The following is a 19010-nucleotide window of genomic DNA, read 5'->3' on the forward strand; positions in this document are numbered from 1 at the left end:
TATGAACGAAAAGAAACAATCCCGTTTGCGTCGTGCGAAAAGCACACGCTTGCACATCCGTGCATTGGGTGCGACTCGTTTGTGTGTAAACCGCACTCCGCGTCACATCTATGCTCAAGTTATCTCTGCAGATGGTGGCAAAGTATTAGCGCAAGCTTCTACTTTAGACGCTACTCTACGTGCTGGTACTACTGGTAACGTTGAATCGGCTCAGAAAGTTGGTGCTTTAATTGCAGAACGTGCTAAAGCGGCTGGTGTAACTAAAGTTGCATTTGACCGTTCTGGTTTCAAATATCATGGTCGTATCAAAGCCTTGGCTGATGCTGCTCGTGAAAACGGCTTGGAGTTCTAATCATGGCTAAAGTTGAACAAAACGAAGGTCTTGTTGAAAAGCTGGTTGCCGTTGATCGTGTAGCCAAAGTTGTTAAGGGTGGTCGTATCTTCTCTTTCACAGCATTAACTGTTGTGGGTGATGGTAATGGTCGCGTAGGTTTTGGTCGTGGTAAAGCACGTGAAGTTCCAGCTGCTATTTCTAAAGCACTTGAAGCTGCTCGTCGCAACATGATTACTGTTGACCTTGTTGACGGTACTGTTCAGCACCCTATCAATGCTCGTCACGGTGCAAGCCGCGTTTACATGCAACCTGCTTCTGAAGGTACTGGTGTAATTGCTGGTGGCGCTATGCGTGCAGTTTTAGAAGCTGTAGGTGTACGTAACGTATTAACTAAGTGTTATGGTTCTACTAACGCTGCTAACGTAGTAAACGCAACTTTTAACGGTTTGCGTGATATGACTTCTCCTGAGAAAGTTGCTGCGAAACGTGGTTTATCAGTAGCACAAATTCAAGGGTAATCAATCATGAAAACGATTAAAGTTACCCAGACTAAATCTTCATCGCATCGCTTGAAAAATCACAAGCTTAGCCTTAAAGGTTTAGGTCTGCGTCGTATTGGTCATACAGTTGAAGTGCAAGATACGCCTTCTAACCGTGGTATGATCAACCAAGTTTACTATATGGTTAGTGTAGAGGAATAAGCCATGACTCTGCGTTTAAATACAATTGCACCTGCAGAAGGTGCTAAGCGTGACAACCTACGTTTAGGCCGTGGTATCGGTTCTGGCGTTGGTAAGACTGGTGGCCGTGGTGTCAAAGGTCAAAACTCACGTAAGAGCGGTGGTACACGTCCTGGTTTCGAAGGTGGTCAAACTGCGTTATATCGTCGTTTACCTAAATTCGGTTTCACTAGCCAAATGGCTTTGAAAACTGCTGAAGTACGTTTATCAGAACTCGCTAAAGTTGAAGGCGACATCGTGTCTCTTGAAACTTTAAAAGCTGCTAACGTTGTACGTAAAGATATGTTACGTGCACGTATCGTACTTTCTGGTGAAATTACTCGTGCGTTCACTGTTCAAGGTGTTGCATTGACTAAAGGCGCTAAAGCTGCTGTTGAAGCTGCTGGCGGTAAAGTCGAGGAGTAATCCCCAGTGTCTATGACTCCTAGTTCGACAGGTCATGTTAACATGATGAAAGGCCAGCCTTTTCATGTGAAATATCGTGAAATTATCCGCCGTATGATGTTCCTCATCGGGGCGTTGTTGGTTTTTCGACTGGGAGCACATATTCCAGTACCGGGCATTAACAATGCCGCACTAGAGAATCTGTTTAATGCAAACCAAGGTACGATCCTTGGTTTGTTTAACATGTTCTCAGGTGGTGCATTAGAGCGTATGTCAATTCTTGCTCTTGGGATTATGCCGTATATTTCTGCATCGATTATTGTGCAGTTAATGTCTACGGTTGTTCCTTCGCTGGAAGCTTTAAAGAAAGAAGGCGAACAAGGTAAGCGTAAGATCAATCAATATACGCGACAAGGCACATTGTTTCTTGCACTTGTGCAAGCTGTTGGGATGTGTGCAGGTCTGATTAGTCAAAATATTACTTTGACTAGTGGACTTGCTTTTTACGTTCCAGCTGTAACTTCTCTGGTTGCAGGTACAATGTTCCTGATGTGGTTAGGTGAGCAAATTACAGAGCGTGGAGTAGGGAATGGTATTTCCATGATCATCTTCGCTGGTATTGTTGCTGGTTTGCCGAACTTGGTTCTGCAATCTTTAACCTCAGTAGATAATGGCCAATCAAGTTTAATTGGTCTTGCAATTTTTGCATTGCTGTCTGTTGCAGTGTTAGCAGCAATTGTGTTTATTGAGAAGGCGCAGCGTCGTATTCCGGTAAACTATGCTCAAAAACAACAAGGTCGTCGTGTATTTACTGCCCAGCAAACACATTTGCCATTAAAAATTAATATGGCGGGTGTGATTCCTGCAATTTTTGCGAGTTCATTGCTATTGTTCCCAGCGAGCTTAGGGCAATGGGTAGGCAGCGCAGATCCGAATGCTGGCGTGATTAAACGTGGCCTACAAGATTTGGCACTCGTATTGTCGCCAGGTCAACCGATGTATTTGGTGCTATTTGGCGCATTAATTATCTTCTTCTGTTACTTCTATACTGCGCTAGTATTTAGCCCGAAAGAAGTGTCAGAGAATTTAAAACGTAGTGGTGCTTATGTACCGGGTATTCGTCCTGGTGAGCAAACTGCACGCTATTTAGATCATATTTTGAATCGTTTGACTTTTATTGGCGCGGTTTATATCACAATCATCTGTTTAATGCCGATGATTCTACAAAGCTCATTTGGTATTCCATTTAGCTTAGGTGGTACGTCTTTACTGATCGTAGTGGTGGTGGTGATGGACTTTATGGCTCAGCTCCAAGCTCATCTCACATCGCATCAATATGACAATCAATCGTTAATGCGTAAAACGACTGCTCATCCGAAAGGATAAGCGCACTTAGAGGTTTCATTATGAAAGTTCAAGCTTCTGTAAAGAAAATTTGTGGTAGCTGTAAAGTTATCCGTCGTAATGGGGTTATTCGCGTAATTTGCAGCGCAGAACCTCGTCATAAGCAGCGTCAAGGTTAATCTGATCAAGACCTGTTGATTTCAGTAGGCTAATTAGGTTATTATCCGCCCCTCAAAGATTTTGTCGGGCGGTTGATTATCTTAACTGCCTTTTTGGAGAAAATTGAATGGCTCGTATTGCCGGTGTAAACATTCCGGATAACAAGCATGCTGTTATCTCTCTAACGTACATTTTTGGTATTGGTCGCCACACTGCAAAAGCTATCTTAGCTGCTGCTGGTATTGCACCAACAACTAAAATTCGTGAATTAGATGACGCTCAGCTTGATGCGATTCGTGCAGAAGTTACTAAGGTTCCTACCGAAGGTGATTTACGTCGCGAAATTTCCATGAACATTAAACGTTTAATGGATTTAGGCTGCTACCGCGGTCTTCGTCATCGTCGCAGCTTGCCTGTCCGTGGTCAACGCACCAAAACTAACGCACGTACCCGTAAAGGTCCGCGCAAACCTATTAAGAAATAAGATTTCTGGAAGCTAAAAGATGGCTAAAGATACTCGCACACGCAAGAAGGTCACTCGTACCGTCTCTGAAGGTGTTGCACACATTCACGCTTCTTTTAATAACACCATTGTGACTATTACCGATCGTCAAGGTAATGCACTGGCTTGGGCTACCTCTGGTGGACAAGGCTTCCGTGGATCACGTAAATCAACTCCGTTTGCTGCTCAGGTAGCTGCTGAGGTTGCTGGTAAAGCTGCTTTAGATTACGGTTTGAAAAACTTGGACGTCCTTGTAAAAGGTCCTGGTCCAGGTCGTGAATCTGCGGTTCGTGCTTTAGGTGCAGTGGGTTATAAAATTAACAGCATTACCGATGTGACGCCAATCCCGCACAACGGTTGCCGTCCACCTAAAAAACGTCGCGTGTAAGGAGAAACATTCATGGCTCGTTATATTGGTCCAAAATGCAAACTCTCTCGCCGCGAAGGGACAGACCTGCAATTAAAATCTGGCGTTAAACCATTTGACGTCAAAACAAAAAAAGCTGCTAAAGCACCTGGCCAACATGGTGGCGCTCGTGGCGGCAAACAATCTGAGTACTCACTACAATTACGTGAAAAACAAAAAGTACGTCGTATGTACGGTGTTTTAGAGCGTCAATTTAGTAACTACTACAAAGAAGCTGCTCGTGTTAAAGGCGCAACAGGTGAAAACTTGTTGAAACTTCTTGAAAGCCGTCTAGATAACGTTGTTTATCGCATGGGTTTTGGTTCTACACGTGCAGAAGCTCGTCAGCTTGTATCTCACCGTTCAATCACTTTAAATGGTCGTCGTGTTAATATCGCGTCTATCCAAGTTAAAGCTGGTGACGTTGTTGCAGTTCACGAAGGCGCTAAACAACAATTGCGTATCAAAAACGCAGTTGAGTTAGCGACTCAACGTGGCATTCCATCTTGGATTGAAATTGATCATTCTAAATTGGAAGGTACATTCAAAGCTGCACCAGATCGCTCTGATTTACCTGCTGAAATCAACGAAAGCTTGATTGTAGAATTGTATTCTAAATAATCCTTGAGGTAGCAATAATGACGCGTACTGCAAATGAGTTTCTAACTCCGCAAGCGATTAAGGTCGAAGCGGCAAGCGGGACCTCGGCAAAAGTTATTCTAGAACCATTAGAGCGTGGCTTTGGTCATACTCTTGGTAATGCTTTACGTCGTATCCTTTTGTCTTCTTTACCTGGCGCAGCCGTGGTTGAAGTAGAGATTGAAGGTGTCGAGCACGAGTACAGTACTTTGGAAGGCTTGCAGCAGGACATCGTCGAGCTCTTGCTGAACCTAAAAGGATTGTCTATTAAGCTGTTCGATCAAAATGAAGCTTATCTGACATTGGAAAAACAAGGTCCTGGCGACGTTACAGCCGCTGACCTTCGTTTACCACACAATGTTGAAGTGGTTAACCCTGAACATTTGATCGGTACTTTAAGTGCTTCTGGCTCATTAAAAATGCGCCTGAAAGTTTCTCAAGGTCGTGGTTATGAGACTTCTGATTCACGCTTCCCTGAGGGCGAAACTCGCCCAGTGGGTCGTTTGCAATTAGATGCTTCTTACAGCCCAATCAAACGTGTGTCTTACACAGTGGAAAACGCTCGTGTAGAACAACGTACTGACCTTGATAAATTGATCATTGATCTTGAAACCAACGGTACTGTTGATCCTGAAGAAGCTATCCGCAAAGCGGCAACAATCTTGCAACAACAAATTGCAATTTTTGTTGATCTTCAGAAAGATCAAGCACCAGTTGCTCAAGAGCCTCGTGAAGAAGTTGATCCGATTTTGCTTCGTCCAGTAGATGATCTAGAGCTTACTGTTCGTTCTGCTAACTGTTTGAAAGCAGAAAATATTTACTACATTGGCGATCTTGTTCAACGTACTGAAGTTGAGTTGCTTAAAACTCCTAACCTAGGTAAAAAATCGTTGACTGAGATTAAAGATGTTCTGGCATCGAAAGGCTTGCAATTGGGCATGCGTTTAGAGAACTGGCCACCGGCTAGCCTCCGCATGGACGATCGCTTTGCTTATCGTAGCCGTTAATTAAGTAGGACTATCACCATGCGTCATCGTAATAGTGGTGTGAAATTAGGCCGTACAAGCAGTCATCGTAAAGCGATGTTCCAAAACATGGCTAATTCTTTGTTCGAACACGAGTTAATTAAAACTACTGTTCCTAAAGCAAAAGAATTACGTCGTGTTGCTGAGCCTTTAATCACTTTAGCTAAAGTCGATTCTGTAGCAAACCGTCGTTTAGCGTTTGCTCGTACTCGTTCAGCTGCAACTGTTGGTAAATTATTTACCGTTCTTGGCCCTCGTTACAAAGAACGTAACGGTGGTTATCTACGTGTTCTTAAAGCGGGCTTCCGTGCAGGTGATGCTGCACCGATGGCTTACGTTGAGCTAGTAGATCGCGAAGTTAACTAATTTCGTGAAGAGCAGCGTACGTTGTTCTAAAAAAGGTCGGTTTTTAACCGACCTTTTTTAATGCCTGCAGTTTTGTGTTGGCTGTATATTGTTAGACAATAATTCAATTTGTCCTTAAAAGATAAAAATAAATCGCCTTTTGCTTAAACTTGACATTGTGCATTGTCAAAAATGTGATTTAATAAATATAAATCTAAGATAGGTTAAAAGAACAACATGGAAAAACAAGTTGATATTCTCATTGTAGGTGCAGGGATCTCCGGTGTAGGTTTGGCTGCGCATCTTTCAAAAAATTGTCCTAATCGTTCATTTGAAATTATTGAACGTCGTGAAAGTTTTGGTGGTACATGGGACCTTTTTAAATATCCTGGTATTCGTTCTGATTCGGACATGTCAACTTTTGGCTTTAATTTTAAGCCGTGGAAAAAATCTAGTGTGCTTGCAGACGGGCCTTCGATCAAAGGCTATCTTTCTGAAGTGATTGATGAATATAAGATTAAAGAAAAAATTCATTTTCAGCACCGTGTTGTGAGTGCGAATTACGATTCTCAAACTCGTAAATGGTCTGTTGTTATTGAAGATGCGAAGAAGAAACAACAAACCTGGGTTGCAAATTTCGTCTTTGGCTGTACGGGTTATTATAATTATGACCAAGGGTTCCAACCTGAGTTTAAAGGGCAGGAAAACTTTAAAGGTACCTTCATTCATCCACAACATTGGCCTGAAAATTTTAATTATGCAGGCAAAAAAGTGGTGATTATTGGCAGTGGAGCAACAGCGATTACCTTGGTCCCTGCCATGGCAAAAGGAGGTGCAGCTCATGTAACGATGTTACAGCGCTCTCCAACTTATATTGCCTCAGTACCTTCTATTGACATCATTTATGACAAGATGCGTAAAGTATTACCTGAAGATGTTGCTTATAAACTTACCCGTGCACGGAATATCGGTGTACAGCGGGCTGTTTATGCTGTTGCACAAAAGCAACCTAAATTACTCCGTAAATTTTTATTAAAGTCAATTGAGTTGCAGTTGAAAGGTAAAGTGGATATGAAACACTTTACCCCAGATTACAATCCTTGGGATCAGCGCCTTTGTGTGGTGCCAGATGGTGATTTGTTTAAAATTTTAAGCGATGGCCGTGCATCTGTTGAAACCGATCAAATTGAAAGTTTTACTGAAAATGGCATTCAATTGAAATCAGGTAAACATCTTGATGCAGATGTAGTAATTTCTGCTACAGGTCTCAACATTCAAATTTTAGGCGGCATTAGTGCCACAATCGATGGACAGCCACTGAATACCTCAAAACATATGTTATATCGTGGTGTTATGGTCAGTGATGTACCCAATATGGCGATGATTATTGGCTATATTAATGCTTCATGGACTTTAAAAGTGGATATTGCTTCTGAATACATCTGTAAATTGATTAACTATATGGATCAAAATGGTTATAACCAAGTGATTCCACAAGGCGATGCGACCGAGTTGTTAGAAGATACCGTAATGGGAAGTTTGACTTCAGGCTATATTGCACGTGCAGCAGATGTGATGCCAAAACAGGGTAAACATGCACCGTGGAAAGTCAGCAATAACTATTTGGCAGATCGTAAAGAATTAAAGCATGCTTCATTTGAAGATGGAGTGCTGAAATTTGAAAAAAAGTCTGATCAAGTGGCTGCTAAACCCAGATTAGTTTCTTAAGTCTATTACATAAAAAAGGAGCATGATGCTCCTTTTTTTTTTACTTCAGATGTGTGACTTTAGGGTTTTATTTGATGCGCTTTATTTGTTGAAACATATATCATGTTGAAAATAAGGAAAAGTACACAGGGTTAATGTGAATATTCAAGAACATTCAGAATTTATAAAATTAAATGATTATGAGCTATATATTAAAGCTTGGCAGCCTGAAACAGCAGATAATCATGCAACTTTGGCTCCGATTATATTGATGCATGATTCTCTAGGCAGTGTGGATTTGTGGCGTGATTTTCCTGCGCAATTGGCTGCTGAGTCTAGCAGAACGGTAATAGCGTATGATCGCTTGGGCTTCGGGAAATCATCAGCGAACCCTGATGCATTAAGTACTGATTTTGTCTATGCCGAAGCACAGCAGGGCTTTAAGGCGCTTCTTCAACATTATTCTATTCAACAGTTTATCGTGATGGGGCATAGTGTTGGCGGAGGAATGTCTGTGGTTATTGCCAGTGAATATACTGAACAATGTCGAGGTCTGATTACCATATCAGCACAGTATGAAGTAGAAGAACTCACATTATCGGGTATACGTGAAGCTAAAACAGGGTTTGCGCAGCTGGGACAACTTGAACGCTTGGCTAAATATCATGGGGATAAAGCCCAATGGGTTTTGGATGCTTGGACTGAAACTTGGCTCTCACCGAGTTTTCGTCAATGGAACCTCGAGCAATATGTTGGAAAAGTACAGTGTCCAAGCTTGATCATCCATGGAGAACTGGATGAATACGGGACGACAGCACAAGCTCAGAAACTTTTTTCGGGTATACAAGGCGATACCGACCTAGAGATTTTGGAAGGGCTTCATCACATGCCGCACAAAGAGCAACCCGCATTGGTCACTGCAATGATCTGTGATTTTGTGAATGATTTAAGTTGATATCGAAAGAATGGAATAAGCCCATCAGATGATGGGCTTTGTTGTTATAAAGAGCGGGAAATCAGCTCTTTCATAATTTCATTGGTACCGGCATAGATACGATTGGCTCGATTGTCGATATAAGCCCGTGCAATTGGATATTCAAGCATATAGCCATATCCACCATGCAACTGCAGACATTCATCCACGACTTTGGAAAACATTTCTGAAATTTTGTATTTAGCAGCGGCTGCAGCGTCAATACCGAGCTGTTCCTCAAGTTGTAGTTCCATACAGCGATCTAAATAAGCTCTACAAAAATCGATCTCAGTACGTAGTTCTGCCAATTTAAAACGGGTGTTTTGGAAACTTGATACGGTCTTGCCAAATGCCTTACGTTCTTTGGTGTATTGAACTGTGTGCGCAAAGGCTGCTTCTGCACCGGCTTGGCAAATAATCGCAACCAACATGCGCTCCCAAGCCAATTCCTTCATCAGCATCATAAAGCCCATACCTTGCATGCCGAGTAAGTTGCTTTTAGGGACGCGGACATTATCAAAGAACAGTTCACAGGTATCCTGACCTTTCATGCCAATTTTGTTTAAAGGTTTGCCTTTACTAAAACCGACGCGATCTGCCTCGACGATAATTAGCGATAAATTAGCTGAGCCTTTTTCACTATTGCCTGTCTTACAGACCACAATCGCCATGTCACATAAATAGCCATTGGTGATAAAAATTTTTGACCCATTAATAATATAGTCATCACCATCTTCTGTAGCAGTTGTGCGTACGGCTTGTAGGTCTGAACCTGTGCCCGGTTCGGTCATTGCAATGGCAGTCACGGTTTCGCCAGATGCCATTTTCGGCAGCCAATGCAGCTTTTGTTCTTCATTGCCAAAGTTATGAATATAATTGGCCACGATGTCGGAATGCAGTGAAAAGCCGGTAGAGGAGTCCATGGCATATGCCTGCTCTTCAATCAGAATCATGCTATAAAGCCGGTCTACACCATAGCCGCCATAAGCTTCGGGCATTGTTGGACAAAGCAAGCCCATGGCACCGGCTTTATTCCATAAGTCACGGTCAACATGTTGTTGTTTTTCATATTTTTCGATATTGGGCACAACTTCTTTTTCATAAAATTTTCGTACTGTTTCACGAAATGCATCATGTTCTGCATTAAATAATTGACGTGGCAGCATGTTGTTGAGAGGGCGAATCGCTCCAGATTGCATTTTGAATATCCTATTCATTTTTATGGCTTTGTCTCAACTTATAAGATGCAGCGTGTGACTACAATGTGCAGAACATTCAAAAGCAAGAATTGCGATGAAGGATTCGGTCAATCTTTGAAAACACTCCACTTCAATGGGGTGGATGAGTTACACTAGACGGGTTCAACGATTGGGGAAGACAATGACTGATGAAATCAGCTTAGAAGAGCGTAAAGTGATCTACCGTGCACGTCGTGGTTTAAAAGAGATTGATGTTTATTTTGATCCCTACGTCAAAAATTACTATTTACAAGCCGATGCAGCTGAAAAAGACATGTTTGCAGAACTCGTTGCTGCAGAAGATCCAGATTTGTTGGATTGGTTTATGGAAGTTAGTGAACCGCCACGTCCTGAATTAAAAACGTTTATTCAAAAATTAAAACATTACGTTCATGGATAATCGGCAATTCAAACTGAAACGCAGTTTTTTATCGCATGCGTTTCAGTTTTTTATTTTTGCGGTATTGATGACGCTGCTTTATCAGTTACTAACACCCATGCTTTGGGGGATATTTTTCCTCATCGGGCTAGTGGTTTATGTTCTGTTTTTCCGTAAGCATTTACACGTCACCAGTCTAGATTATTTGGATGGAACTGATTGGTCTTTGCAACGACTGAACCGCCCGGTGCAACGCGTTCAAATTAGCCATATTTTGGATCATCAAATGTATATTGTGGTGTACTTTATGCATGCACGTGCAAAACCGGTGATTATTTGGCGCGATCAATTGTCATTGAAACAGTGGAAATCACTCAAAGTATTGGCCAAAATGATCTAATTGTTAGACAGCCTTATTTTTTAAAATTCAATAAAATGCACATATTTCATTATCTTATTTTGTAGGTAAAATAATCTTGTCTGACAGGATTGAAATTTATTGGCAAAATATTTAAATTGTCTGACAATTTTAAGCTGTGCGGTGATTCTCTGTCTATATATTAGCCTTACCAACAGCCGTTAAAGGAAATCATCATGATGATGCCAACTTGGATGTTTCTGGTAATAGCGATTGTGTTAGCAATTGTTATAGGACGACTAGGAACAGTGCTGAAGGAACAGTTAACTCAAAAATAAGCAGTCAAACGCTTTCACAGTTAATAAGTAGCATGTGCCGAACCGTCGCTATGCTACTTTTTTTTGCCTAAAATTTAGTCTTTGTAAAAAATCAGTCAATTGCATTCAGCTTGATTCGTGGCACAGTGTGTCGTTCAAATTAGAGCAAATACTCTTTTATTCATTTTTTGCTTCTGATATGTTTGTCGTGATGGACATAAACACAATTATAGAGGACAGGAAAATGTCGAGCGTCCAAAAAATATGCCAGGGTGTGGCAGTTGTAGCAATAACAAGTACATTATTCGCGGGTTGTTCGCAGGTTGTAAAAACCGGTGCTAATGTTGCACTCGGATTTACCGAAAAACATATTGTGCCACCCATTTTAGCCATGGAAGATGCTGAAATGGTGTGTAATTCAGGTAATTCATTAACTCCAGCCATTATGGCCACCAAAGATATGGGCGCAGACCCAACACGTGTGGCTGTGTTGATGTATTCAGCAGCAGGGATTTGTGCAGAACAAAAAGCCTTAGATGCAGAGTTACGCTATTTACGTGCATCTAAAGCCAACCAAGTGACAGAAGCACAAGATGCCCGTGTTGAGCAAAAGCGTTGGGCGGCACTTGCGGCACAGCGTCAATATACTGGCTATCAATTATTTCAAGATCGTTTTGAAAAGAAGTATAAGAAAAGTCTAGGTGAAGGCTGTCCAAAAATGAACAGCGACATTGACCAAACAGTGTATATGTTGGGAATGTTAAGTGGCTTACAGGCCATGACCAATGATATTAACTCAGGTGGGGCGGTAAACGTTCCTAAAGACATTGCTGCGATCGTTGAACGCGGTATGGTGTGTCTGAATAATGAAAAATTCTGGGGCGCACCAAATGCAACCCGCGCTGTAATCTGGACGTTATTGCCGGGTGCTGGAGATGGAAAACCTGATCCATACCAAACCTTAAAACAATCGGCGCAAATTGGTGAGCAAAAAGGCGTAAGACTGTCACATGCGTTATATGCGGTTGCTGCACAAGCCAGTGGCGATGATACGAAAATTCGTGATGCCTTACGTACCTTTGCACAGGCACGTAGCGATGAAAAACCTGTTAACCCGCAATTTAAGCTCATCGATAGTATGGCTGAAAGCATGGTGAAAGGGATTTCAGATCGCTATTGGACTGAACATACAGGCGTTCGTACCGGTGATGATGGTATGGAACATTTCTGGGATGAAAGTGCCAATAGTTCCGAGCTTGATGATTTGTTTAGTGGCGATGCTGAAACCAGTAGTGCTACAGAAACGAGTGGTGCTGCAACAAATTAATGTAAAACAAAGTCCAAATGTGAGGTACAGGAGGAGCGAAAATGAAAACACAATTTTTAATTCCGAAAATTGTCTTTCTTGCCGTATTCGTTTCGATCTGTGCCTCGCTACAGGTATTTAAAGACTATTTTATCTACTGGCAAGATGATTTATTTCATGACTTTTGGCGCTTATGGACGGCCCATTGGGTTCATGTTGGTTGGATTCATTTTGCTTTAAATATGTTGGCCTTTATCTGCTTACCGTTTATTTTTCCAAGAGTTTCAATATGGCACTTTGTTGCCATCTTATTGATTTTATCCCCTTTAATCAGTCTAAGTTTCTATTTTTTCCTTCCCGATATTGAAGCCTATGCAGGATTATCTGGTGTCTTGCATGGCGCCTATGTTGCGGTCGCTTGCGTACATTTAATGTATAAGCGGGAGCGAAATTTTGCAGCCTTTGTCCTCTTGCTGATTTTGGCAAAATTGGTGTGGGAAAATACCGTAGGGAATACCGGAACGGCAGAATTAATAGGAAGCCCCGTTTTAGTCGAAGCCCATTTATTGGGGGTGATTTGGGGCATTGTCATCGCCGTGTTTTATCTTATTGGTAATTATTTCTGGGATCGCTAACGCACTTTAGGTGATTGGGTTGACAAAAAAAACCGAAAAGAAAATACATATTGTCATTTTAATGTTTTGAATATTGATGCAAATTTAAACGTAATAATAAAACAGTTAGGTCAGGGAAAGGAACTTCTCGAGCCGATAAGGAAAAGGATGCTTAGCCCCGCTAGGCTCCAAAATAAAAAATAGGAAGACTCATGCAAAATGATACACAAAACAGATCCGGCATCGTCGGGCTGTTAAGGTATGTCTGGACAGAATGGATTTCGACTCTAGTCGTGTTGATCTTGCTTCTGCTTACATTGATTATCGGGACAGGGGAGATGATTCATGGTCAGCTTCTGCGTACTGGTGAGCGTTTGTATGGTAATGAAAGCATTGGGATGCAGTATTCATTTTTACGTGCAGAACCGACCAAGCCAGATTGTGACCGCCACCCAGATGTAGAAAAAATGGTGCAAACGCAAATGAAAGCCAATGCGGCTGACGAATTTGCTGACATTTTTGGTACAGCATCTGAATCCGATGTACGTGCATCGGTCATGGCGGGTGTACAGCAATGTGAAGAAAAATTCCAATTTTATGACAAAGCAAAAGCGTATTTAGATGAGCATCCAAGTATTCGGACTTATCGTGCGATTGAAACGACGTTCTTTGGCATCTTTAAATTTGGTTCTGAAAACCGTGTATTGATTCTTTTATTGATGGTCTTGGTATCTGCCATTACTGCTTCAGTGAAGTTCCATCATATTGGTCTACGTGCGCCAACTACACGCTTGGATTATAAAGTCTATGCTTTATTCATGGCGATTGGTAATGGCCTATTGACCTTCTCGGTGTATAGCCAATTTAATTCAGTCCTGAATTCTGGGGTGAAATCGACCACAGAAACCTTGGCGGTATATTGGTTGTGGTTAGCCCTGTTTGGTATTGTCACCCTCATCAGTATTTATCAGTTCTTTAAACCACCTGCGGCGAAAGAGCCGGGGCCGGGGAATATTGGTTTTGCGTTATTGAGTGTGCCGTTGTATGCCTTTATGGCGATTATTACGGGTGTAGCGTTTACCTTCTTTATGGACTACCCAATGGGTCAGGGGATTTACCTAGGACAGTTGGTCGAGTTCTCAGGGATTTTCCTAAACCTTGCACTGTTTATTTGGGCCGGGATGTTATTGACCCAAACGCGCGTGATGGATTTGTTCTTGGGGATTTTACGTCCATGGAACTTAGCACCTGAGACCTTGACGTGGTTAATTCTGATTGCCGCGGCGATTCCAACCGCTTATACCGGTGCTTCAGGGATCTTCGTTGTGGCAGCCGGTGCAATTATTTATAAAGAAGTGTGGAACTCTGGTTCTCGTCGTCAGTTTGCACTCGCTGTATCGGCAATGTCAGGCTCGTTAGGCGTGGTCATTCGTCCGTGTCTATTGATTATCTTGATCTCGATGCTTGATAGCCGCCATGTCACCTCTGATGAGCTATTTGATCACGGTATCTATGTGTTCTGGCTCACGGCATTCTTGTTCTTGGGTATTTCACTGTTCTTGGCAGAAACACGTTTCCGTGTGGCATCGCCGAAAGTGGCTATTCCGGGCATGCTGAAAGCATTCATTCCCGTGATTCCGTATATCGTACTGACCTTGCTTGTGATTGCTTTCTATAAGTACGGTTTAGATACACAAATGGATGAATTCACCGCACCTGTGGTTCTACCGATTATTCTGATTGTTTACATTATGTTTGATCGTTGGTTTGCAGATCGTTTTACTTCGCAAACGGTAGATGCACATGAACAACTCAGCTTACAACATGAGCAAAGTTCTGAGTTCATGCGTGAACATGGTGGACATGGGGCTAACCGTCGTGGTTTCGGTAGTTCAATTTGGTTTGCTTCTTCAGAAACGGTTGGTCATATTGGTGCATTAATTATCTTAATGGCCTTGTCGGCAAGTGTCGGCGGTTTGATTGAACGTACAGAAATCGTTGAATTATTACCAACGCATTTGGGCAATATCTATATTTCGTTAGCCTTTATCGCATTGTTGTTGGCGATTATTGGTATGACGACAGATCCATTCGGGGCAGTGATTTTGGTTGCAGCAACGATTGCACCAGTCGCTTACGAAAATGGTATCCATCCGATTCACTTCTGGATGATCGTTTTGGTTGCCTTTGAGCTCGGCTATGTTTCACCACCTGTAGCGCTGAATCACTTGTTGACACGACTCTCCGTGGGGGATGAGGAAGTGCGAGCAGCGGATGCAGAAGCAAAAGCCCAATACACCAATTTCTATTATCGCTATGAACGTTGGATTTTACCGATCCTTGTATTGTTCCCAGCCTTGGTGATCGTGACTTATGCTCCATATATTCTGAAACTATTTGGTTGGTACCAATAAGTTAGTGGTAAGCCATTAAAAAAGCACCTTCGGGTGCTTTTTTTATTGAATAAGGGGCTGTGCGTTTGAAGGTAAATGAATGGATATTTATGACTTTTTAAACTTATTTTGTAGGATCGGACTACATAGCAAAATCGCTAAAAATATAAAAGCAAAGCCGAATAGGCTGTAAATGTCTGGCAATTCTTGCCACAGTGTAAAGCCCCAAATACCGGCAAAAATAATCGCGATATAGTTGACGGGACCAATTTGACCTGCGGGTGCAAGCTTATAGGCATTGGACATAAAAATTTGACTGATATTGGCCAAAAGTCCCGCTGTAATCAGAAAAGCTAACTCCTTTAAACTATAAGGACGCCAGAGCCAGAGCATCGGGATCATCGATATGAGCGTGCCAAAAAAGCAGAAATAAAACACGATGCGTTCAGGTGGTTCAGTTGCTGTAAGGGCACGGACAGTGACAAATGCCATGGCTGCCAAGAAGCTTGCGGTTAGTCCGATGAGTGATAACTGATTGAACATTCCTGCATCGGGCTTTGCGACGAAGAGGACGCCAATCAAACCAATGACTGCGGCAATGAGCATTCTCAGGGTCATTTTTTCTTTTAAAAATAACCATGCAATTAAGGGAATGAAGATCGGCGAGGAATAGGTGAAGACCATGGCATTGGAGAGTTTTAAGTGGGCAATGGCATAAAAAAAGCCATACATTGCCACCAAGCCTACAATTGAACGCCATGTATGCATCCACAATTTTTCAGTTCTAAAAAATGTGCTGCCCTTTTGTAGGATCAAAGGTAGAAAGATCAATAAGCCAACCGCATTGCGAAAAAATACGATGGTGGCATTATCTACTGTGTGAGATGCGAAGCGTATACAAACCCCCATGATGGAAAAAAGCAGCGCTGACAGCATGAGAAAGCCAATTGCTTTGGGGATATTTTGTGGCGTTGTAGTAGTGGACATAACAAAAAGGCTAGAAAATCTGATGATATTCTAGCCTATAAGTACGCATGGTGTAGCAGAAGTCGGTTATTTTGCTTGTTGTGCTAACTGTGCTTCGAGTAATTTAATTTGTTCTTCTTTCAGTTTAATCAGCTCATCTGCATCTGAATGTTGCTGTTTTAAGCTTTGCTCCTGATCATTCAATTGTTGTTGAATGTCATCTAATTTGGCAATTTCCTCTTTGGCTAAAGAGGCATTTTCAGGCACAGCTGCATCTAAAATGTCTTCTTCGACCAATTTAATGGTGTCAGTCTCTGCGGTAGGGACTGATGCTTCAGTTTCAGATTGGACAGGGACTGCAACAGGCGGTTTAGCCGGTGCAGCGACCATTTCTTCTTGAAGTTCAGATTTATCTGCCGTACTGCTGCTTAACCATTGATATGCAAAAAAGATAGCAATCAATAACGTTAAGCCCCCAATGATTCCAACTAACAATTTTGGATTATGTCTTTGATCTTCTGTCATTGCTTGACCTTAATTTTTATTTAGGCTGACGTGGCTTAAATTGGATCACACCGATATCGTCTGGCACGGCGGGTTGTTCAGGTTGATCGACATGAGTCGGTCGATTTTCACTGTAACCACAATCAATGCATTCGATCCATTCGTCTTCGCCAGAGGTCAGCATGACAACCCGGTCCATCGCTTGGCATTTTGGACATTTTGCACCTGCAATGAAGCGTCGTTTAATGGTCATCATACTTACCTTGAATCTAACTAAGGTCCCTAGTTTAAGCGTTTTTAGATGCGTTCGTCCAACCTTGATGACGCAGCAAAGCATCTATTTTTGGCTCGCGTCCGCGGAAATTGATAAATGCGTCAAGTGCCGTATCTTTTCCGCCAACTGCTAGAATAAATTGTCTAAACGACTTGCCAGTCGAAGTATTAAAAATTCCTTCATTTTCGAATCGGTCGAAGGCATCACTTGCCAAAACCTCTGCCCATTTGTATGAATAATAGCCAGCAGCGTAACCACCTGCGAAGATATGACTGAAACCATGTTGGAAACGGTTGTACGAAGTGGTGGGTGCAACTGCATATTTTTGACGAATATCATCTAAGGTTTTTTGGATGCCTGTAGCATCCAAAGCAGGGTTGGCCTTATGGATATTTAAGTCAAACATGGCAAATTCAATTTGACGTAACGTTTGCATCCCTGACTGGAAGAAACGCGCATCTTGTAGTGCTTTTAACAGATCGGCTGGTAAAGTTTGCTTTGATTTTATATGTTCACTGAGTAAATCTAAACTTTCTTGATCCCAAGTCCAAAATTCCATGAATTGACTTGGTAGCTCTACTGCATCCCACGCCACGCCATGGGTACCAGCCACAGCAATATTATCGACTTCAGTGAGCATGTGATGTAAGCCATGACCAAATTCGTGGAACAACGTCGTTACTTCATCATGGGTAAGTAAAGCAGCTTGCTCACCGACAGGTGGGGTAAAGTTGCAGACCATGTAGCAAATTGGTTTTTGCAGACCATTTTCAGTTTGCATGCGTGAACGGAAGCCGCTCATCCATGCGCCGCCACGTTTACCGCTTCGTGCATACAGGTCAAAGTAAAAACCGCCAATCACGCTGCCTTGATCTTCAAGTTCAAAGTAACGTGCATCAGGATGCCAAACAGGCGCTTCACGCTCGATCACATTGATGCCATAGAGACGATTTACAATGCTGAACAAGCCTTGAATAATTTTAGGTGCAGGGAAATAGGGCTTCAGGTCTTCTTGTGACAAATTAAACTGTTGAACTTTGAGTTTTTCTGAATAGAAAGTGGCATCCCACGGTTGTAACTCAGTGATACCGTCTTGCGCTGCAATGGCTTTCAGTTCAGCGATTTCTTTCTCTGCTGGCGCACGCGCATGTTCTGCCAGTTCAATTAGGAACTGATCAACAGTTGCCACATCGGGTGCCATTTTGCTCGCTAAAGACAATTCGGCGTAGTTGCTAAAACCAAGCAGGCTAGCCATTTCCTGACGCAGCTTCAAGATTTCTTCCATGACTGCTGTATTGTCAAATTCAGCAGCGTCTGCCTGATCAGAAGCACGTGTGGTATAGGCTTTATAGAGTGCTTCACGGACTTCACGGTCTTCGGCATAGGTCATAATGGCAATATAAGACGGGAAGTCGAGTGTTGCTACAGCCTGTTCGAGTTCGCGTTGCTGACCGTATTGTTTCAGAAGTTCAATGCTACCTTGAGGTAGTCCTTTGAGCTGCGCTTCTGTTAAAGGTTTGAAGTAGGCTTGGGTGGCATCCAATACGTGGTTGGAAAAGTCTGATGATAATTGTGAAAGGCGTGCAGAAATTTCTGCATAGCGTTTTTTCGCTTCACCTTCTAAGGCTACGCCTGAAAGTTTAAAGTCTCGTAACGCAAGTTTAATTGCGCTTTGCTGTGCCGCAGGCAGCGTGTCAAATACACTGTTGTCATGTACGTGCTGATACGTTTGATACAACGCTGTGTGTTGACCTAGCTGCGTATAGTATTCACTCAGGCCGGGTAATAAAGATTGGTAGAGTTCACGAGTTTCAGCATTATTCATCACGGCATTTAGATGCGAGAGCACGCCCCAAGCTTCGCTCATATTATTTTCTAGGCGATCAACTTGTTCTAAGGTATTCAGTTGTTGCTGAATCGAATCAGGGACTTCTGTTAATTCATTGAGAAATTGCTGACCTTGTTGAATGGCGCTTTGAATTTTTTCTTTCAGCTGTTCCAATGTGATTTGGTCAAATTGTGGAACAGGTAATGTTGCCTTTTCTAAAGTCATATTTTCTACTTCATATAAATCCTGAGTTATTTATAGATGTAGGGTTTGTT

23 protein-coding genes are annotated in these 19010 nt (G+C 42.3%); 18 read left to right on the forward strand and 5 right to left on the reverse strand.

Annotated features, from left to right (window positions below; translation table 11 throughout):
• Nucleotide 1: 1 nt before the first annotated feature.
• The 13 genes from rplR to FTU02_RS09330 all read left to right on the forward strand — a co-directional run bounded on the left by rplR (nucleotide 2) and on the right by FTU02_RS09330 (nucleotide 8540).
• Nucleotides 2–352 carry a 50S ribosomal protein L18 gene (gene rplR, locus FTU02_RS09270; protein ID WP_067762903.1) on the forward strand — a complete coding sequence of 117 codons (351 nt, stop codon included), beginning with the start codon at nucleotides 2–4 and terminating at the stop codon, nucleotides 350–352.
• Nucleotides 353–354: 2 nt separating this feature from the next.
• Nucleotides 355–852, forward strand: coding sequence for a 30S ribosomal protein S5 (rpsE, locus tag FTU02_RS09275; protein WP_067762902.1), 498 nt, complete (start codon nucleotides 355–357; stop codon nucleotides 850–852).
• A gap of 6 nt (nucleotides 853–858) precedes the next feature.
• On the forward strand, nucleotides 859–1035 hold the full coding sequence (gene rpmD / locus FTU02_RS09280) for a 50S ribosomal protein L30 (protein WP_005012961.1): 177 nt from the start codon (nucleotides 859–861) through the stop codon (nucleotides 1033–1035).
• 3 nt (nucleotides 1036–1038) lie between these two features.
• Nucleotides 1039–1479, forward strand: a complete 441-nt coding sequence (gene rplO / locus FTU02_RS09285; RefSeq protein WP_078189271.1) for a 50S ribosomal protein L15 — start codon at nucleotides 1039–1041, stop codon at nucleotides 1477–1479.
• A gap of 45 nt (nucleotides 1480–1524) precedes the next feature.
• On the forward strand, nucleotides 1525–2844 hold the full coding sequence (secY, locus tag FTU02_RS09290) for a preprotein translocase subunit SecY (RefSeq protein WP_171263746.1): 1320 nt from the start codon (nucleotides 1525–1527) through the stop codon (nucleotides 2842–2844).
• A gap of 20 nt (nucleotides 2845–2864) precedes the next feature.
• Nucleotides 2865–2981, forward strand: coding sequence for a 50S ribosomal protein L36 (rpmJ, locus tag FTU02_RS09295; protein WP_000867907.1), 117 nt, complete (start codon nucleotides 2865–2867; stop codon nucleotides 2979–2981).
• 107 nt (nucleotides 2982–3088) lie between these two features.
• A complete protein-coding gene (gene rpsM / locus FTU02_RS09300; protein WP_078189269.1) occupies nucleotides 3089–3445 on the forward strand; it encodes a 30S ribosomal protein S13 in 357 nt (118 codons plus the stop codon).
• Between the two features lie 19 nt (nucleotides 3446–3464).
• The gene (gene rpsK, locus FTU02_RS09305; protein ID WP_001040166.1) at nucleotides 3465–3851 is read left to right on the forward strand and encodes a 30S ribosomal protein S11; all 387 of its coding nucleotides are present in this window, start codon (nucleotides 3465–3467) and stop codon (nucleotides 3849–3851) included.
• A gap of 12 nt (nucleotides 3852–3863) precedes the next feature.
• On the forward strand, nucleotides 3864–4490 hold the full coding sequence (gene rpsD / locus FTU02_RS09310; RefSeq protein ID WP_078192454.1) for a 30S ribosomal protein S4: 627 nt from the start codon (nucleotides 3864–3866) through the stop codon (nucleotides 4488–4490).
• A 17-nt stretch (nucleotides 4491–4507) separates the two neighbouring features.
• Nucleotides 4508–5515 carry a DNA-directed RNA polymerase subunit alpha gene (locus tag FTU02_RS09315; protein WP_004650465.1) on the forward strand — a complete coding sequence of 336 codons (1008 nt, stop codon included), beginning with the start codon at nucleotides 4508–4510 and terminating at the stop codon, nucleotides 5513–5515.
• 18 nt (nucleotides 5516–5533) lie between these two features.
• Complete coding sequence (rplQ, locus tag FTU02_RS09320) at nucleotides 5534–5899, forward strand: 50S ribosomal protein L17 (RefSeq protein ID WP_005012953.1); 366 nt, start codon at nucleotides 5534–5536, stop codon at nucleotides 5897–5899.
• A 216-nt stretch (nucleotides 5900–6115) separates the two neighbouring features.
• A complete protein-coding gene (locus tag FTU02_RS09325) occupies nucleotides 6116–7606 on the forward strand; it encodes an NAD(P)/FAD-dependent oxidoreductase (RefSeq protein WP_180156830.1) in 1491 nt (496 codons plus the stop codon).
• Between the two features lie 136 nt (nucleotides 7607–7742).
• The gene (locus tag FTU02_RS09330) at nucleotides 7743–8540 is read left to right on the forward strand and encodes an alpha/beta fold hydrolase (protein ID WP_373684228.1); all 798 of its coding nucleotides are present in this window, start codon (nucleotides 7743–7745) and stop codon (nucleotides 8538–8540) included.
• Nucleotides 8541–8584: 44 nt separating this feature from the next.
• Here FTU02_RS09330 and FTU02_RS09335 read toward each other — a convergent pair whose 3' ends face one another.
• On the reverse strand, nucleotides 8585–9757 hold the full coding sequence (locus tag FTU02_RS09335) for an acyl-CoA dehydrogenase family protein (protein ID WP_168379120.1): 1173 nt from the start codon (nucleotides 9755–9757) through the stop codon (nucleotides 8585–8587).
• Between the two features lie 181 nt (nucleotides 9758–9938).
• Here FTU02_RS09335 and FTU02_RS09340 point away from each other — a divergent pair, with 181 nt between their 5' ends.
• The 5 genes from FTU02_RS09340 (at nucleotide 9939) to FTU02_RS09360 (ending at nucleotide 15184) form a co-directional block, all read left to right on the forward strand.
• Complete coding sequence (locus FTU02_RS09340; protein WP_078189264.1) at nucleotides 9939–10196, forward strand: succinate dehydrogenase assembly factor 2; 258 nt, start codon at nucleotides 9939–9941, stop codon at nucleotides 10194–10196.
• A complete protein-coding gene (locus FTU02_RS09345; RefSeq protein ID WP_078189263.1) occupies nucleotides 10189–10575 on the forward strand; it encodes a hypothetical protein in 387 nt (128 codons plus the stop codon). Before FTU02_RS09340 ends, FTU02_RS09345 begins: the two co-directional genes overlap by 8 nt.
• A 519-nt stretch (nucleotides 10576–11094) precedes the next feature.
• Nucleotides 11095–12177, forward strand: coding sequence for a hypothetical protein (locus FTU02_RS09350; protein ID WP_180156832.1), 1083 nt, complete (start codon nucleotides 11095–11097; stop codon nucleotides 12175–12177).
• A gap of 41 nt (nucleotides 12178–12218) precedes the next feature.
• Nucleotides 12219–12791 carry a rhombosortase gene (gene rrtA / locus FTU02_RS09355; RefSeq protein ID WP_078192449.1) on the forward strand — a complete coding sequence of 191 codons (573 nt, stop codon included), beginning with the start codon at nucleotides 12219–12221 and terminating at the stop codon, nucleotides 12789–12791.
• A 191-nt stretch (nucleotides 12792–12982) separates the two neighbouring features.
• Nucleotides 12983–15184 (forward strand): TRAP transporter large permease subunit, encoded by a 2202-nt coding sequence (locus tag FTU02_RS09360; protein WP_180106927.1) that lies wholly within the window; start codon nucleotides 12983–12985, stop codon nucleotides 15182–15184.
• A gap of 87 nt (nucleotides 15185–15271) precedes the next feature.
• Here FTU02_RS09360 and FTU02_RS09365 read toward each other — a convergent pair whose 3' ends face one another.
• The 4 genes from FTU02_RS09365 to FTU02_RS09380 all read right to left on the reverse strand — a co-directional run bounded on the left by FTU02_RS09365 (nucleotide 15272) and on the right by FTU02_RS09380 (nucleotide 18960).
• Nucleotides 15272–16150, reverse strand: a complete 879-nt coding sequence (locus FTU02_RS09365) for a DMT family transporter (RefSeq protein WP_180156834.1) — start codon at nucleotides 16148–16150, stop codon at nucleotides 15272–15274.
• Nucleotides 16151–16216: 66 nt separating this feature from the next.
• On the reverse strand, nucleotides 16217–16654 hold the full coding sequence (locus FTU02_RS09370) for a hypothetical protein (RefSeq protein ID WP_180156836.1): 438 nt from the start codon (nucleotides 16652–16654) through the stop codon (nucleotides 16217–16219).
• A gap of 16 nt (nucleotides 16655–16670) precedes the next feature.
• Complete coding sequence (locus tag FTU02_RS09375) at nucleotides 16671–16880, reverse strand: YheV family putative zinc ribbon protein (protein WP_171256675.1); 210 nt, start codon at nucleotides 16878–16880, stop codon at nucleotides 16671–16673.
• A gap of 40 nt (nucleotides 16881–16920) precedes the next feature.
• Nucleotides 16921–18960, reverse strand: a complete 2040-nt coding sequence (locus FTU02_RS09380) for a M3 family metallopeptidase (protein WP_180156838.1) — start codon at nucleotides 18958–18960, stop codon at nucleotides 16921–16923.
• Between the last annotated feature and the right edge of the window lie 50 nt (nucleotides 18961–19010).

The organism is Acinetobacter sp. YH12045, assembly GCF_013419925.1.
Lineage (GTDB): Bacteria > Pseudomonadota > Gammaproteobacteria > Pseudomonadales > Moraxellaceae > Acinetobacter > Acinetobacter amyesii.

Coding starts and splice junctions, on each gene's coding strand:
- rplR (WP_067762903.1), top strand. CDS start 2: ATGAACGAAAAGAAACAATCCCGTTTGCGTCGTGCGAAAAGCACACGC.
- rpsE (WP_067762902.1), top strand. CDS start 355: ATGGCTAAAGTTGAACAAAACGAAGGTCTTGTTGAAAAGCTGGTTGCC.
- rpmD (WP_005012961.1), top strand. CDS start 859: ATGAAAACGATTAAAGTTACCCAGACTAAATCTTCATCGCATCGCTTG.
- rplO (WP_078189271.1), top strand. CDS start 1,039: ATGACTCTGCGTTTAAATACAATTGCACCTGCAGAAGGTGCTAAGCGT.
- secY (WP_171263746.1), top strand. CDS start 1,525: ATGAAAGGCCAGCCTTTTCATGTGAAATATCGTGAAATTATCCGCCGT.
- rpmJ (WP_000867907.1), top strand. CDS start 2,865: ATGAAAGTTCAAGCTTCTGTAAAGAAAATTTGTGGTAGCTGTAAAGTT.
- rpsM (WP_078189269.1), top strand. CDS start 3,089: ATGGCTCGTATTGCCGGTGTAAACATTCCGGATAACAAGCATGCTGTT.
- rpsK (WP_001040166.1), top strand. CDS start 3,465: ATGGCTAAAGATACTCGCACACGCAAGAAGGTCACTCGTACCGTCTCT.
- rpsD (WP_078192454.1), top strand. CDS start 3,864: ATGGCTCGTTATATTGGTCCAAAATGCAAACTCTCTCGCCGCGAAGGG.
- FTU02_RS09315 (WP_004650465.1), top strand. CDS start 4,508: ATGACGCGTACTGCAAATGAGTTTCTAACTCCGCAAGCGATTAAGGTC.
- rplQ (WP_005012953.1), top strand. CDS start 5,534: ATGCGTCATCGTAATAGTGGTGTGAAATTAGGCCGTACAAGCAGTCAT.
- FTU02_RS09325 (WP_180156830.1), top strand. CDS start 6,116: ATGGAAAAACAAGTTGATATTCTCATTGTAGGTGCAGGGATCTCCGGT.
- FTU02_RS09335 (WP_168379120.1), bottom strand. CDS start 9,757: ATGCAATCTGGAGCGATTCGCCCTCTCAACAACATGCTGCCACGTCAA.
- FTU02_RS09340 (WP_078189264.1), top strand. CDS start 9,939: ATGACTGATGAAATCAGCTTAGAAGAGCGTAAAGTGATCTACCGTGCA.
- FTU02_RS09345 (WP_078189263.1), top strand. CDS start 10,189: ATGGATAATCGGCAATTCAAACTGAAACGCAGTTTTTTATCGCATGCG.
- FTU02_RS09350 (WP_180156832.1), top strand. CDS start 11,095: ATGTCGAGCGTCCAAAAAATATGCCAGGGTGTGGCAGTTGTAGCAATA.
- rrtA (WP_078192449.1), top strand. CDS start 12,219: ATGAAAACACAATTTTTAATTCCGAAAATTGTCTTTCTTGCCGTATTC.
- FTU02_RS09360 (WP_180106927.1), top strand. CDS start 12,983: ATGCAAAATGATACACAAAACAGATCCGGCATCGTCGGGCTGTTAAGG.
- FTU02_RS09365 (WP_180156834.1), bottom strand. CDS start 16,150: ATGTCCACTACTACAACGCCACAAAATATCCCCAAAGCAATTGGCTTT.
- FTU02_RS09370 (WP_180156836.1), bottom strand. CDS start 16,654: ATGACAGAAGATCAAAGACATAATCCAAAATTGTTAGTTGGAATCATT.
- FTU02_RS09380 (WP_180156838.1), bottom strand. CDS start 18,960: ATGACTTTAGAAAAGGCAACATTACCTGTTCCACAATTTGACCAAATC.